This window comes from Streptosporangium sp. CA-115845 (assembly GCF_050943795.1).
GTDB lineage: Bacteria > Actinomycetota > Actinomycetes > Streptosporangiales > Streptosporangiaceae > Streptosporangium.
Map to the genome: position 1 here is coordinate 1,492,907 of NZ_CP191988.1, position 14,658 is coordinate 1,507,564.

The 14,658-nt window shown below is 70.9% G+C and carries 11 protein-coding genes; 8 read left to right on the forward strand and 3 right to left on the reverse strand.

Features of this window, described 5'->3' with window-relative positions:
• Nucleotides 1-59 precede the first annotated feature (59 nt).
• Both ACQP0P_RS09195 and ACQP0P_RS09200 read left to right on the forward strand, forming a co-directional pair.
• Nucleotides 60-1,790, forward strand: a complete 1,731-nt coding sequence (locus ACQP0P_RS09195) for a substrate-binding and VWA domain-containing protein (protein WP_433373528.1) — start codon at nt 60-62, stop codon at nt 1,788-1,790.
• Between the two features lie 432 nt (nt 1,791-2,222).
• The gene (locus tag ACQP0P_RS09200; RefSeq protein ID WP_433373531.1) at nt 2,223-2,477 is read left to right on the forward strand and encodes a hypothetical protein; all 255 of its coding nucleotides are present in this window, start codon (nt 2,223-2,225) and stop codon (nt 2,475-2,477) included.
• A 219-nt stretch (nt 2,478-2,696) separates the two neighbouring features.
• Here the strand turns inward: ACQP0P_RS09200 and ACQP0P_RS09205 are convergent, their stop codons facing one another.
• The gene (locus ACQP0P_RS09205) at nt 2,697-2,897 is read right to left on the reverse strand and encodes a hypothetical protein (RefSeq protein WP_433373534.1); all 201 of its coding nucleotides are present in this window, start codon (nt 2,895-2,897) and stop codon (nt 2,697-2,699) included.
• A 324-nt stretch (nt 2,898-3,221) separates the two neighbouring features.
• Between ACQP0P_RS09205 and ACQP0P_RS09210 the strand changes: the two genes are divergently transcribed.
• Both ACQP0P_RS09210 and ACQP0P_RS09215 read left to right on the forward strand, forming a co-directional pair.
• Complete coding sequence (locus ACQP0P_RS09210) at nt 3,222-3,806, forward strand: helix-turn-helix domain-containing protein (RefSeq protein ID WP_433373537.1); 585 nt, start codon at nt 3,222-3,224, stop codon at nt 3,804-3,806.
• 120 nt (nt 3,807-3,926) lie between these two features.
• Nucleotides 3,927-4,736, forward strand: coding sequence for a hypothetical protein (locus ACQP0P_RS09215; RefSeq protein WP_433373540.1), 810 nt, complete (start codon nt 3,927-3,929; stop codon nt 4,734-4,736).
• A gap of 116 nt (nt 4,737-4,852) precedes the next feature.
• Here ACQP0P_RS09215 and ACQP0P_RS09220 read toward each other — a convergent pair whose 3' ends face one another.
• Complete coding sequence (locus tag ACQP0P_RS09220; protein WP_433373542.1) at nt 4,853-6,172, reverse strand: coenzyme F420-0:L-glutamate ligase; 1,320 nt, start codon at nt 6,170-6,172, stop codon at nt 4,853-4,855.
• Nucleotides 6,169-7,134 (reverse strand): 2-phospho-L-lactate transferase, encoded by a 966-nt coding sequence (gene cofD, locus ACQP0P_RS09225; protein WP_433373544.1) that lies wholly within the window; start codon nt 7,132-7,134, stop codon nt 6,169-6,171. The genes ACQP0P_RS09220 and cofD overlap by 4 nt, the downstream gene beginning before the upstream one ends.
• Nucleotides 7,135-7,384: 250 nt before the next feature.
• On the opposite strand from cofD, the gene ACQP0P_RS09230 reads away from it, so the two are divergent.
• The 4 genes from ACQP0P_RS09230 (at nt 7,385) to ACQP0P_RS09245 (ending at nt 14,648) form a co-directional block, all read left to right on the forward strand.
• Nucleotides 7,385-9,508 (forward strand): hypothetical protein, encoded by a 2,124-nt coding sequence (locus tag ACQP0P_RS09230; protein WP_433373547.1) that lies wholly within the window; start codon nt 7,385-7,387, stop codon nt 9,506-9,508.
• Nucleotides 9,509-9,815: 307 nt separating this feature from the next.
• Nucleotides 9,816-10,076, forward strand: a complete 261-nt coding sequence (locus tag ACQP0P_RS09235; RefSeq protein ID WP_037969494.1) for a WhiB family transcriptional regulator — start codon at nt 9,816-9,818, stop codon at nt 10,074-10,076.
• A gap of 274 nt (nt 10,077-10,350) precedes the next feature.
• On the forward strand, nt 10,351-13,236 hold the full coding sequence (locus tag ACQP0P_RS09240) for a glycosyltransferase (protein ID WP_433373550.1): 2,886 nt from the start codon (nt 10,351-10,353) through the stop codon (nt 13,234-13,236).
• Nucleotides 13,233-14,648, forward strand: coding sequence for a DUF5719 family protein (locus ACQP0P_RS09245; RefSeq protein WP_433373553.1), 1,416 nt, complete (start codon nt 13,233-13,235; stop codon nt 14,646-14,648). Before ACQP0P_RS09240 ends, ACQP0P_RS09245 begins: the two co-directional genes overlap by 4 nt.
• The last annotated feature ends 10 nt before the right edge of the window (nt 14,649-14,658 follow it).

Below are 14,658 nucleotides of genomic sequence, written 5' to 3' on the forward strand. Positions count from 1 at the left end.
ACAATCGTCTTTCTCCTCTAGCGAGAGGTCTCCGTGTGCCCTCCTCCGGTCGACACCGTGTGGCCGTCGGCGCTGAGCGGCGTCGGCGTCAGGTCCTGCTGCGCCTGTCGCTGGCGGCGGTCGCGATAGCGGTCGCCCTGGCGGGGAGCGCCGTCCTGGTGCTCGACCAGGCGGGGGGTTCGTGCTCGGCCCGCGACCCGGTGCTGGTCGGGGTCGCCGCCGCCGTCGACATCGCCCCGACCGTGATGGAGGCGGCGGGGCGGTTCAACCGGAGCGGGGCGGGCGTCGACGGCCGGTGCGTGCTGGTGCAGGTGACCGAGCAGCCGCCCGCCACGGTGCTGCGCACCCTGCTCGGCGGCACCGCGGGGGTGCTCAGCGAGCGCCCGGACGGCTGGATCTCCGACTCCTCGGCCTGGATCCGGCTCGCCCGCAAGCAGGGGGCCGCGAACCTGGCCGGCACCGAGACCGTCATGGCGACCTCGCCCCTGGTCTTCGCCACCCGTAAGTCCCTGGCCCGGCGTTTCGCGGTCGGTAAGACCGACATGAACTGGCGGATGGTCTTCCCCGCGACCACCCGTGGCCGGATCCAGCCGACCGAGAACGAGCCCGACGTGGTCCGCGTCCCCGACCCGTCGCTGGCGGGTGCCGGAATCGCCACCGTGGCCGCGGCCAGGGACGTGGTCGGCAGCGGCGCCGAGGCCGACCGCGCGCTCACCGCGTTCGTCCGCTGGGCGCAGGCGGGGGCGGCGCCCGACTACCGGACCATGCTCGCCGCCGTCGACGACCGCTCCTTCTGGCAGCGCCCCGTGGTGATCGTTCCCGAGCAGTCGGTCTGGGAGCACAACCGCCGGCCGTCGGACGACCCGGTGACCGCCCTGCACCCCCGTGAGGGGACCATCAACCTCGACTACCCGTACGTGGTCACCTCCTCCGACGAGGCGAAGGCGAGCGGGTCGAGAGCCTTCGCCGCCTGGCTGCGCTCCCCCGAGACCCAGGAGGCGGCCCGCAGGGCGGGCTTCCGCTCGCCCGACGGCTCCCTGGGGCCGTACTCACCCGGTCCCGAGATTCCCACCGAGGCGCCCCGCACCCGCCCGACCATCCTGCCCGGCATGATCGACGAGGCGCTGGCGGCGTGGAGCAGGCTCGCCCCGCCGACCAACATCCTGGTCCTGGCGGACAGCGGCAAGCACATGGCCGGGCCGATCAACGGGCAGCAGGGGAAGACCCGGCTGACCGTCGCCCTTGACGCCGCCAGGCTCGGCCTGCAGCTCTTTCCCGGCTCCACGCACATGGGCATGTGGGAGTTCTCCTCAGCCAAGGGGGAGGACCAGCGCGAGCGGGTGCGCCTCGGCCCGATCACCGAGCCCGACGGCGGCCAGGTCATCCGGCGCAGCCGCCTGGAGGAGCTGACCCGGACCCTGCGCGCCGACCCGAAGGAGCCCAGCGCCCTGTACGACTCGATCATCGCCGGGTTCCGCGCGCTGACCGAGTCCTACGACGAGACCATGAACAACACCCTGCTCGTCATCACGGCGGGCAAGGACGACGGCAAGGGCGTCTCCGGCGCCAAGCTGGTGGAGAGGCTCCGCGGTGAGTGGAACCCCGCGCGACCCGTCCAGATCGTCGTCCTCGCCTTCGGCACCGACCTCGACCGTGCCGCCCTCACCCAGATCACCTCGGTCACCAACGGCTCCCTGCACGTTGCCCAGCGCCCAGAAGAGATCATCGATGTCTTCCTGTCCGCCCTGGCCCGCCGCCTCTGTCACCCCACCTGCGCCAAGGCCCCGTAACCAGCTGTCGCGGGGGCGAGCGGTCGCTCCGGCCGGAGCTCTGGATCGTTCCAGCGAGGAGATCGGGGAAGGCGTCTGGAGTTTCTGTAGTCATTGACTTACTCTTGGTGACGAAATCCTGCTTCTCTCCAGGTAGGGGTAATCACCACCCGGAACGGCACCGTGCAGGGCATCGGCCACCGCCACGTCCGCCTGCTCCAACGAGCAGACGGCTACGGCTCCACCCATCCGGAAGCGCGACACCGTGCCGCGTTTCCTCCCCCGCCTGAAGGCGGGGGTATCCACGCTGGAGGTATCTGATGGAAAGCGCCGACGGCCGGATCATGGCGCTCATCGTGATCGCAATGATCGTGTTCGCCGTCTCACGGCTCTGACGGTTCCCGACATCCCGGCAGTGACGAGGATCCTGCTTCCCCCCGGTAGGAGAGCGACGTGGACAGCCCGAACGCCCGGACCCTGACCCTCATCGTGGTGGTCACCATCGTGTTCTTCGTCGGACGGCGTTTCCAGCGGACGGTGGACACCTGGGCGGGATGGGGCAAGGCGATCGAAGCGGCCGCCGAGGCCGCGTCGAAGATCCCTGGCGCCAAGTCGGCGGCCTGGAAGGCGGTCCGCCACATGATCGTGGTCGGCCTGGGCGCGCTCATCCTGTTCGCGGTGGTCGCGAACGTGATCCGCTACGGCTGAGCCTGTGAATCCCAGATCGGGCCCCGGAGCCTTGCGGTGACCGGAACCGGAAACGGTGCCGGCTCCCATGAGGGCCGGGCGCCCGGTCGCTCCCTCTCCTCGCTCTGCGCGGCATGGGGGATCGGTGTCGCGGGAATGCGCCTGTGCGCGGGGGCCCTCGGCAGGGCGTTGTCGGTCGGGTGTGACCGTCCTGTGGGAAGGAGCTCTGCCGAGGGGGTCTCAACCGGTCCTGCTCACCAGGCGTGGCGCGGGCTGGAGGTCGTGGAGGCGGACGATCAACTGGGTGGCGAGCACCCTGCGCAGCAGGGCGGTCTCGTCCAGGCCGACGAAGACGTTGTGCCGCTCGGTGTGGATCGCCGTTCTGCCGGGGCCCGGGCGGAAGACGTCGGCCAGGATCGCGGCGGGCTCGCTGCGGGCCACCGTGGCGACGGCAAAGAGCCGGTGAGTTGCGATGTCGTCGCGGGGTTTCAGAACGCCGACCTCAGTCGGCTTTGATCCTGAAATAAGCACATCACCGCACCCGTCCTCTATGACCGATAAACGGCTTACGGATGCCGCATCAGTAGTAGATTTCGGTGTGGGACGAGACTTATGGCGTCCGCTGATTTCTCGCTTCCCTTTCATAGCTTGCTGCTTGGGGAGTACTTTGTGGGAAAACTCGAAAGGGCAATCTCCCGGCAAGCTGTGCTTTAGATGTCTGACGGATGTGTTGGATGTCGCCGGATACCCCACCGGGAGGTAACTATGTCTGCACCACGCGAGCTGGACCCAAAGGCGGGGAGAAATGCGGCATTCGGTGTTGAACTGCGGCGCTTGCGTTTAGGGGCGGGCCTGACCCAGGAAGAACTGGGGAACCGGATCGGATATTCGACGAGCCAGGTCGGTTCCGTCGAAGTCGGGAAGCGCGCTCCCACGGAGCCGTTCATCGCGGGGTGCGAGACGGTCTTCGGGCCGGGGTTGCGGGAGGTGTGGGCCGATCTCTCAAAACACAGGGAGTGGTTCCGCCCCTGGCTGAAGGACGACGATACGGCCCTGTGGGTCGCCCAACTCGCAGCCCCGCAGGTCCAGTGCTCCTGGGGTGAGGACAAAACGATCCTGCTGGATGTCGGCACCGGTTCGCGGGCTGACACCACGCCAGATCCCGCAGGCGGGTGGACGGTGCATCAGCATGGGCCGATCAAGCTGTGGGACGAAGTGGAGGAAGCAGTATTGACGTGGCAGGGCGCCGGATGTCCGCATCAGTCCGGGTTCGGGCTCACCGTCGCCCATGATCGCCAGTATGTCTGGCTGGGCGACCCGGACGGCCCGAGCTGGGACCTGCCCGCGTAGCGGCCGGTTGAGAAGGTTCCGCATTTCCGTATCGCTCGAACGTATCGGGAAGTTTCGAGACGGCGGCGTGATCTTTGCCTGGAAGGATCCTCTTTCCCTCCAGGCGCCGAAGGAAATCGAATGAGACGGATCACCACCGGTCTTGTCGTGAGCCTCCTCCTGCTCACGCCGCTGCCCGCCCGTGCCGACGCGCCCGATCCGATCAAGGCACTCCGCGCCCAGGTCGTACCGGGCAGGGGCGTCACTGTCTCCGCGGTCACCCGCATGTTGGCCGACGGCAAGCACCTGTTCACCAGCCGGACCACGCGGGTCGCCGGATTCCGTAAGGGAGGGGTGGTGGAAACGGACGACATCAGCACACTCTCCTCGCCGATCCGCTCTGAGATCCCGGAACTGGACTCTTTCTTCCTCTTCCCTGAGCTGCTCATCAAAGTCGACGGCGCGTACTACACCTCGGGTGGTGAGCTGATCGGCACGTTGCCGCCGGGCAAGCATTGGGTGCGCAGCCGATGGTTCGTGTCCAGTCCGATGGATGTCACGGTCGATCTCCTCGAACCCGGTACGCTGCGGGCGCTGCTCGCCACCGCCTCCTCCGTCGGCCCGCGCACGGCCAAGGGCACCATCTATGCCTCCAAGATCCCCGGTCAGCCCCTCGGCGGGGGGTTGGGACGCGGTGAGAAGGTCGCCTGGGGGCTCTGGTTCGACGCCAAGGGCAGGGTCACCCGCCTGACCACCACGACCTCTCAGCAGACGAACGACAACTACGAGCTGGGTATCCGTTCCGACCTGCGCTTCACCGGCTGGGGCACCAAGGTGACGATCGAGCCGCCGCCCGAGGACCTGGTCGTCGACGCCGAGGACCTTCCCGAGGAGGAAGGCCTGTTCTGGGAGCCGCCGGTGACGATCGAGGCTCCCCCGAAGGGGAAGTGAGGCCGAGGCCGACAACGCGGGCGCGCCGGGGCGGGGCGTCGGGGCCTGGACGGAGTTGTCGTGGTACCACGGATCACGCGACCTCGGCCGGGTGAGCGGAGGATCCGCCGCGGACCCTAGCGGACGACGATGAAGTCCGATGCCTGCCGGGGGGCGCGGTCGCGGGGTGGGGCCGCGGGGTGGCCGATGGCGACGGCCCCCATCGGATCCCAGCCGGCGGGCAGGTCGAGGACCTCGCGGACGACGTCGCGGCAGAACATGGTGGAGGAGACCCATGCGGAGCCCAGCCCCTCCACCGCGAGCTGGACGAGGAGGTTCTGCACCCCCGCGCCGGCCGCGACCACGAACATCTCCCGCTCGGCGGCGTTGCGCCGGTCGTCGCGGTAGGTGTGCGAGCCGTCCATGACCAGGCAGGGTACCGCCAGGTACGGGGCCGCGCGCAGCACGTCGCCCCGCCTGACCCGCCTGGCGATCGACTCCTCAGAAAAGCCGTCGCCGCGCAGGTCGGCGATCCAGGCCTCGCGCATGGCGTCGAGCAGCTTCTCCCGGGCCACCGCCGACTCCAGCAGGACGAACCGCCACGGGGTCGTGTGGTGCGGGGCGGGCGCGGCGATCGCGGCGTCGACGGCCCTGCGTACCTTGGCGCCGTCCACGGGTTCCGCGGAGAACTCCCGGATGGTTCTGCGGGCGAAGACCACGTCGCGCGAGCCGTACCGGAACATGTCGTCGGCGGACGAGCGGACCAGCTCGCGGATGCCCGGCCCGTCGTCCTCGGTGGTGTACTCGGCCATGCCCCTGATCACCGCCACCGGGGTCTGCGCGACCTTCCCCTTGACCAGGTCTCCGGCCGCGGCGAACTCGTCGGCGACGGCGGTCAGGGTGACCTCCAGCGCGTTGCCGTAGTCGTCGGACATGCCCCGGTAGTCGAGAGAGGAAATCACCCCGGCGATGCCGACGGCCATGTCGGTCTGGCCGTTGCGCCACGGGCGGCCGAAGGTGTCGGAGATGACCACACCGACCGACACGCCGAGCAGCTCCGCGATGCGCGCCCTGATGGCCGAGGCGGAGGCGTCCGGGTCGACGGGCAGCAGGACCACCGTGTCCGGCCGGGTGTTGGAGGCGTCGACCCCGGCGGCGGCCATGACGAACCCGTGCCTCGTCTCGGCGATCACGGTCTCGCCCCTGCGGGCGACCACCCGCCTCGTCTCCGCGCCGACGGCCTCGGCACGGGGCACACCGTGCAGGACCCGCCCCTCGGCCTTGCTTGAGATCTTGGAGGTGACCACGAGGATGTCGCCGTCACGCAGGTCGGGCTGAGCCGTGGCGATCAGCTCCCCGACGTCGTCACCCTCATGGACCTCGGGCATGCCGGAAACGGCGAAGATCTCCATCCTGACGTCGGCGGGATTCCACTGCCCGCGCCTGATCCGGCTCATCGCGAGCCCTCCTCGCGAGTGGCGGAGGACGCGAGCCGGGTGGCCATGTCCAGGGCCGCGCGGGCGATGGCGGCGGCGGTCTCGACGTCGTGCATGATCAACGGGCGGGCCTCGACGTCGACGCCGGCGAGGGCCACTCCGGCGTCCTCCTCCGCGACCAGCCAGCCGTTCACCAGTGGCGACCCGTAGAGCTCCAGGACCGCCTGCGCGGTGGTCTGCACGCCGATCGCGGTCAGGCAGGCGTCGGCCATGCCGCGAACCGGGGCGCCGCCGACGATGGGGGAGACGCCGATGACCGTCTTGCTCTCCAGGGCCTCTCGGATGCCCTTGATCTGCAGGATCGTGCCGATGCTGACGACCGGGTTGGACGGCGGGAGGATGACGACGTCGGCGGCGGCGACGGCCTCCAGCACGCCGGGGGCGGGGGAGGCCTGGTCGGCGCCGACCAGGATGATCTGCTCGGCGGGAACCGAGGCGCGCAGCCGCACCCACCACTCCTGGAAGTGGATGGCGCGGCGGCCCTGCTCGTCGGTGATGACCACGTGGGTCTCGGTCCGGTCGTCGCTCATCGGGATCAGGCGCACGCCCGGCTGCCAGCGCTGGCACAGTGCCTCGGTGACCGCCGACAGCGGGTATCCGGCGTCGAGCATCTGGGTGCGCACGATGTGGGTGGCGAAGTCGCGGTCGCCGAGGCCGAACCACTGCGGCTCGACGCCGTAGGCGGCCAGTTCCTCCTTGACGACGTGCGACTCCTGCCGTCGTCCCCAGCCCTGTTCCTCGTCGATGCCGCCGCCCAGGGTGTACATCACGGTATCGAGGTCGGGGCAGACCCGCAGGCCGTAGAGACTTATGTCGTCACCGGTGTTGCCGATGACGGTGATCTCGGAGTCGGGGGCGGCGGTGAGCAGACCCCGTAGGAAGCGGGCACCACCGATTCCGCCGGCGAGGGACACGATGCGCATGCCGTCCAGTGTTCCACTAGGTCGTTACGGATGTCGGCGGGGTGCAGGGAGAGGAGTGGCGCAGTCTTTTCATGATCGTTATGAGGGCTGTCCGTGCTGGCAGAATCGCCTGACCTGATGCCCGAATTGTGGACATATAAGGTGCAATGGAGCACTTATGAGGTTGGTGGGCTTCCTGGGACTACCAACAGCAAAGTCAGCCATGTGCAAAACTGGCCCGGGTTTACCTAAAGACCCTATGGGGGAAGTTGTGATCAATATCGAGGCGGGCCGGCTCCGGGAACCGGCGGCGTGGCTCATGGTAGCCGTCGCGTCCGCGAGCGTTCTCGTCGGCATCGAACGCCTGCTGTTCGGTGGATCGTCCTTCGCCGTGCGCGCGACGGGCTACCTAGGTCAGCTCACCTCGCCGATGACCGCCGCGCTGCTCGTCGGCGCCGTGCTGCTGGCCACCCACCTCGGCCCGGTGATCGAGCGGTTGAAGCCGATGGCCCTCGTGGCGGCCGGTGTGCTCGGGCTCTCCGTGCTCTTCGGCGCGGTCAGCCTGCTCACCGCGCTGTTCGGCGGTGCGACGGACCTCCGGGAGAAGATCGAAATCCTCCTCCTCCACCTGCCTGCCCTCGCGCTGACCGCGGTCGCACTGCTCTACGTGCTGCCGAGGGCGGTCCCCGCCGGTTCGCGCGCCGGGGCCCTCCGCGCCGAGGACGGCTTCGGCCGCCCCGCCGAGCGCCCCTGGGAGCAGGGGTACGCCTACCCCCAGCAGCCCGTTCCCGCGCAGGGGCCGGTTCCCTTCCAGGACCATCCGCAGGGACAGGGCGGGTACCCCCAGGGCCAGATGGCACAGCAGGGTGTCCACCACCCGCAGGATCAGGCTCCGCCGGGCGGCCACGGTTACCCGCAGGAGGCGCCGCCCGCCCAGGCCCCGCAGAACCTCCCCGCGCTTCCGCCCGCGCCCGCGCACGTCTCCGAGGGGTACGGGCAGCAGGCGGCCTCCTACGCGCCGTCCGCGCCGCAGGCGGGCGACGGGCACCCCCAGCCTTCCTACCCGCCGCCCGCCGAGAGCCAGCCGTACGCTCCCCAGCCCGGCGCCTACGCGCAGTCCCCCCAGCAGCCGGAGCCGCAGGGGCAGGGGTACACGCAGTCCGTGCCGCAGTCGCCGCAGCCCGTCTCCCAGCCCATCGCGCAGACCGGGGGCTACACCCCGAACCCGTACGTCGCGGCCGATGTCCAGCCCCCGGCCCCGGCCAAGCCGTACGAGCCGCCGGCCGCGGCCTATGACCCGCCGGCCGCCGCCTATGACCCGCCGGTCTACGCCGCCCCGGTGGATCAGCAGCCCCAGACGGAGCCCCGGCTGCCGGGCTATCCGCAGTTCCCCGACTCCCCGGCGTACGGGCAGCCCGAGCCGCAGGGCTTCGGCCAGCAGCCGGACTCTGCGGCGTACGGTCAGGAGTCGCAGCCGGTGAGTTCCGGGCGGCACTCCAGCCCGAGGCTGCCGGGCTATCCGCAGTTCCCCGACTCCCCGGCGTACGGGCAGCCGGAACCGCAGGGCTTCGGCCAGCAGGCCGACTCCTCGGCGTACGGCCTCCGCTCGGAGCAGCGGCAGCCGGACTACGGGCAGGCCGGTCTTCCCGGATACGGGCAGCCCGAGCCGCAGGGCTTCGGCCAGCAGCCGGACTCTGCGGCGTACGGTCAGGAGTCGCAGCCCGCGGGCTCCGGCCGGCGCTCGGAGCCGCAGGCACCGGGCTACCCGCAGTCCGAGCCGCAGGGCTTCAGGCAGCAGGAGTCGCAGCCGTCCGGTTACGGTCACCAGCCCGAGCAGCAGGGCCCCGCGCCCTACCCGCCGGTCGACGGCCGCCAGGGCCAGGCGTTCGACGGCCAGGCGCAGTCCTTCCCGCAGCCTCCGGAGAACTACGGCCAGTCGTTCAGCGGTTACTCGGACGCGGAGTTCGCCCGGCCGGCCGAGCCGGGCCCGCAGTACCCCGCGCCCGACCCGGTGGACCTCAGGTCACAGCAGATGGCCCAGGCGTACCAGCAGGCGGAGAGCTACCAGCAGCAGGCCCAGGGTACCGAGCCGCAGCTTCGCGTCCCCGAGTACGGCTCCGCCGGCTACGACGGCCCGTTCGGGCATCCGCAGCAGGCGTCCCAGGCCCCTCAGGTTCCGCAGAACCCCCCGGCCCCGCAGGCCCCGTACCAGCCGCAGGGCGGCGGTCACCAGTGGGACCCGCGCTCGGAGGCGACGCTCAGGTTCGATCCGAGCACCTACTCCGGAGACCCGCTGAGCGATCCCGCGCTCGACGTCAGGACGTGGGACTCGCAGCCGATAGACCCCACCGCGATCTACAAGCCCGAACAACGCCCAGGTCAGGGCATGGATTAGGAAAGCCCGGCTAGAGAGAGGGTGGGCCCCGGTCAGGATCAGAACATGTCCTGGTACGGTTCCGACCGCCGAGAGCACTGAGCCCCTGGCGATCGCGGCGATCACCTGGTGCAATTGCCGTCGTGGCAGGCACACGACCCACAACCGGGGAGAGCAGGTCTTTCCCCGGATACCAGCATGCCGCTTGACGCCACACCGGGCACGCGCGTGTAATTACACACGTGTTGTTACGCCTTTCTCTGGGTGGGTAAGGGGGAGGCGTTCATAGGGGGGCTCCATTTGCGGGCGTGCGGCAGGGAGGTGTGCAGTGGCCGACCTGGTCATCGCACAGGAGAGCATCGCTGAAGAGCAGCTTGGCTGGCAGGAGCGCGCCTTGTGCGCGCAGACCGACCCGGAGGCGTTCTTCCCGGAGAAGGGAGGCTCCACCCGCGAGGCCAAGAAGGTTTGCCGCTCCTGCGAGGTGCGTGCCGAGTGTCTTGAGTACGCGCTGGAACACGACGAGCGGTTTGGAATCTGGGGTGGACTGTCGGAGCGGGAGCGACGGCGGATCAAGCGTGAGGCGGTCTGAGCCGTCCGGGAAGCGGACGGCTGGAAGGCTTGGGCACGCCGAGGTCCGGACGGTCTGGAAATCCAACCACTGAAGAAACGCCTAAGAAGTTCGAGTGGTCTGACAGGAAGTATGTGACGCCCCTCGGGGCGCTTGATGAATATGTCCATGGGGTCACGTGACCGTCGGTCACGTGACCCTTTTTCATGCGCGCGACCAGGTGTACGACATAGTCAGACATAGGGTGTCGTATCGTTGTCGCGCCGATCATCAACACCTCCTGAACACGGGACGTATGTCCATCACCGACCCCCCGCGCCCCCATCGCCCCCATCACACGGTCACCGCGATCGTCGTCTCCCACGACGGCTCCCGCTGGCTGGGGGAGACCCTGGAAGCCCTGCTCCGGCAGACCCGTCCGGTGGACCGGGTCGTCGGGGTCGACAACGGCAGCAGGGACGGCAGCGCCGCGCTGCTGACCGGAGCCCTCGGCTCCAGGGCCGTGCTCACCCTGCCGCGCTCGACCGGTTTCGGCGAGGCCGTCGCCGAGGTGCTCGGCAGGCTCGGTCCCGGCGGGGGGCAGGAGTGGATCTGGCTGCTGCACGACGACTGCGCGCCGGACGCCGATGCCCTGCGGATCCTGCTGGAGGCCGCCGAGGCGGATCCCAAGGCGGCGGTGCTCGGCCCCAAGCTCCGGGACTGGCTGGACCGGCGGATCCTGCTGGAGGTCGGCGTCACCGTCGACCGCACCGGCCGCAGGAACACCGGGCTGGAGGCCCGTGAGTTCGACCAGGGGCAGTACGACGGGATCAGGGACGTGCTCTCGGTCTCGACCGCGGGCATGCTGATCCGCAGGGATGTCTGGGACGAGGTCGGCGGTCTCGATCCGGCTCTGCCGCTCTTCCGTGACGACCTCGACCTGTGCTGGCGGGTCAGGGCCGTCGGATACCGCGTGCAGAACGTCACCCGGGCGGTCGCCTGGCACGCCGAGGCCGCCGCCAGGCGGCGTCGCCGGATCACCGCCAGCGGTGACCACCCCCGCCGCCTGGACCGGCGTAACGCCCTCTTCGTCGTCATGGCGAATCTGCCGCTGAGGCCGCTGCTGTGGGCGCTGGTACGCAACGCGTTCGGCTCCGTCCTCCGCACGGTGCTGTTCCTGGTGGCCAAGCAGCCCGCCAACGCGCTGGACGAGTTCCTCGCGTTCGGCTCGGTGTTCGGCCATCCCATTCGGATGATCAAGGCTCGGCGGGTGCGGGCCAGGGGGCGTAGGCAGGGGTACGCGGCGATCGGCCGGTTGCTCACCCCGCCCGGTGCCGGCTACCGGCGGCTCGTCGACCGGGCCCAGAACTACCTGGCCGGGGGCGGGTTCGTGGAGTCCGAGGGGCGCCACCACGCGGTGGCCGCCTCGTCGCACCCGCAGCAGGAGGACGGCGAGGAACTGCTCACCGACGCCGGTGTGATGCAGCGTGTCTTCGGCAACCCGGGTGTCCTGCTCTTCCTGGCGCTCGCCCTGGTCACGCTGATCGCCGAGCGTGCCCTGACCGGCGGCGCCAGGCTGGGCGGCGGCGCGCTCGTCCCGGTGATCGGCGGGGCCGCCGACCTGTGGGATCTCTACCGTGAGAGCCACCACCAGACGGGCCTGGGCACCGACGCATGGGCTCCGCCGTACGTGGCGGTGCTGGCCGTGCTCTCCACGGTGCTGTTCGGCAAGACGTGGCTCGCGGTCTCGCTGCTGCTGCTCGGCTGCGTGCCGCTGGCGGGGATCTCCGCGTACGCGGCCACCCGGTCGATGATCCCGGGCCGCTGGACCCGGGTCTGGCTGGCCTCCTCCTACGCCCTCCTGCCGGTGGCCACCGGCGCGGTCGCCGCGGGCCGGCTCGGCACCGCGGTGGTCTTCGTGCTGCTTCCCGTCTACGCGGCGCTCGCCACCACGGTGCTCGCCGGGGAGCGACGCCGTGCCCGCCGCGCCGCCTGGGGCCTGGGGCTCCTGCTGGCCGTCGGCACCGCCTTCGCCCCGCTGGTCTACCCGCTGACCGCGATCCTCGGTGCGCTGGCGGCGCTGGCCTTCCCGCGCCGGGGCGTCGCCGTCTCGATGCTCGTGGCGTTCGCCGTGCCCGTGGTCCTGCTGTTCCCCTGGCTGGCCCAGCTGGTCGCGGACCCCAAGCGGCTGCTACTGGAGGCCGGGCTGCACCAGCCCGCGCTGGTCGACCCCGGACTGCCCGCGCAGTCGTTGCTGCTGCTCAGCCCAGGCGGGCCCGGCATGCCGCCACTCTGGGTGACCGGTGGTCTCATCGCCGCCTGCCTGCTCGCGCTGCTGATGCGCCGCAACCGGATGGTCATCGCGGTCGGCTGGGGCGTCGCCCTCTTCGGTGTGCTGGTGGCCATCCTGGTCAGCAGGACCCCCGTCACCTCGATCAACGGCGATGTCGAGGCTCCCGCGTGGCCTGGTGTGCCACTGGCCTTCGCGGCCACCGGCATGCTCGTGGTGGCCGCGCTCACCGCCGACCGGGTCGTGGAGTTCCGGGCGGCCGGCGGGCTGCGCAGGCTCGCCGCGCTCGGGGTGGTGCTGGTCGCGTTCTCCACGCCGCTGCTCGCCGCGGGCATGTGGATCGTCGAGGGCGTGAACGGCCCGATCCGCGGAACCGTACGCGACGTCATGCCCGCCCTCGCGGCGGTCAACTCCGCCGGCGGCGAGCGGACCCTGCTGCTGCGCACCTCGCCGAACGGTCTGCTCTTCACGGTGCTGCGCGGGCGTACCCCGGTGATCGGCGAGGCCGACATCCCCGTGCCCGAGGGTCCCAGGGAGCGGGTCCGCGTCGCCACGGCCGGGCTGGTGTCCGGCAGGGGCGGCGACGACGCCCGGGTGCTGGCGGCGCACGGTGTCCGGTTCGTCGTGGTGACCGCGCCCGTCGACGCGGCGATCAGCGCCGCCCTCGACTCGCAGCCCTCGCTGGCGAGGATGAGCCTGTCCCGCTCGGTCGGCGTGTGGCGGCTGACCCAGCCGATCGCCGTTCCCGTCACCCCGCCCGGCGACCCCTGGCGCGGCCGCTGGCTGTGGGTTCAGGCCGCGCTGGTGCTGGTCGTCCTGGTGCTGGCCGCGCCCGGCTCGCGTACCGAGTCCGACCAGCCCGCCGCCCCACCGGACCTGCCCGAGTCCCGTAGAGAGCTGGCCCCCCGGTGAAATCCCTGATCGAGAACCGGTTCAGCCTGCTGGTGCTGGTCTTGGTGGCCCTGCTCGCCCTGTACGGGGTGGCCTCCGCCACCCAGCCGCAGGCGGTCGCCACCCCCGCGCCACAGGTTCAGAAGGTTCCCGTCGCCTCGGTGACGACGGTCTGCCCATCGCCCGGCGACACCTCCGTCGCCGTGGTGGCGCCGCCGGGCAGCCGGGCGCAGGGGGCCGCGGCACTGGTCACCGGCGACAAGACCCTCGCCACTCTCGACACCCCCGGCCGTCTCTGGCATGAGAAGGTCCCCACCTCGTCGCCGCCCCTTGTCATCACGGCCACCGGGAGCATGGCGGCGGGCCTGGAGGTGGCGCAGACCCGCAGGGAGAAGTCGGGCAGGCAGCGAGGGCTGGCCGGGGTGCGCTGCACCGAGCCGGTGGCGAGCACCTGGCTGGTCGGCCCGGGACCGGCCGCGGCCGAGGTCACGCTCTACCTGACCAACGCCGATCTCGCCCCGGCCATCGCGGAGATCATGGTCTATTCGGGCGAGGGTCCCGTGGTCGCCGACAGCGGTGGTGTGTTCACCCTGAAACCCGGTGAGAACCGTTCGATCAAGGTCGGGGATCTCGCGCCCACGGCGCTCAGCCTGGCGATCCAGGTGCGCACCAGCTCCGGGCGGGTCACCGCCGCGGCCAGAGCGATCATGAACGGCGGGCGCGGCGTCGACTGGTTGCCCGCCTCCGCGGCCCCCGCCACCCGCGTCGTCGTGCCGGGCATCCCCGGTGGCGGCGGGAAACGCGAGCTGCTCGTCGCCTCCGACGCCGAGGTCGACACGCTGGTCGAGGTCAGGGCGCTCACCCCCGACGGGACGTACGCGCTCAAAGGCCGCGAGCTCGTCGAGGTGCCCGCCGGTTCCGTCGCCACCCTCGACCTGTCCACCGGGGTCGGCGGCCAGCCGTCCGCGCTGGTGCTCACCTCGGAGACCCCGATCGTCGCGGGACTCGTCGCCACCGGCACCGGGGCGAAGGTCGACGTGGCCTTCACCGCCGGGGCGGACCCCGTCGACCTGGGAAGCGTCGTCGCCGACAACCGTACGGGAGGCAAGGTGACCTCCCGGCTGCTGCTGACCGCGCCGGACACCGCGGGCAAGGTGAGCGTGCAGGTGGTTCCGCGCAAGGGCGAGCCGGGTGAGCCGTTCCAGGTGGACATCTCCGCCTCGCGTACCAAGCAGGTCAAACTGCCCAAGGTGGACGGGGCCTTCGCGGTGGTCGTGCAGCCGATGCCCGGCTCGGGGCCGGTCTACGGCGGGCGCGTCATGGACGAGCGGCTCAAGGGCGGGCCGGCGCTGACCGTGCAGCCACTGGCCGCGGCCCGGATGTGGGCGCTGATCCCGCCGATCGCGGAGTCCGCCGCGACAGTCCTGCCCTGAGCGGCGGTCT

Bases quoted from the DNA above. Each gene is read 5' to 3' on its own strand.
- ACQP0P_RS09210 (WP_433373537.1), top strand. From the start codon at position 3,222: ATGTCTGCACCACGCGAGCTGGACCCAAAGGCGGGGAGAAATGCGGCA.
- ACQP0P_RS09215 (WP_433373540.1), top strand. From the start codon at position 3,927: ATGAGACGGATCACCACCGGTCTTGTCGTGAGCCTCCTCCTGCTCACG.
- ACQP0P_RS09220 (WP_433373542.1), bottom strand. From the start codon at position 6,172: ATGAGCCGGATCAGGCGCGGGCAGTGGAATCCCGCCGACGTCAGGATG.
- cofD (WP_433373544.1), bottom strand. From the start codon at position 7,134: ATGCGCATCGTGTCCCTCGCCGGCGGAATCGGTGGTGCCCGCTTCCTA.
- ACQP0P_RS09240 (WP_433373550.1), top strand. From the start codon at position 10,351: ATGTCCATCACCGACCCCCCGCGCCCCCATCGCCCCCATCACACGGTC.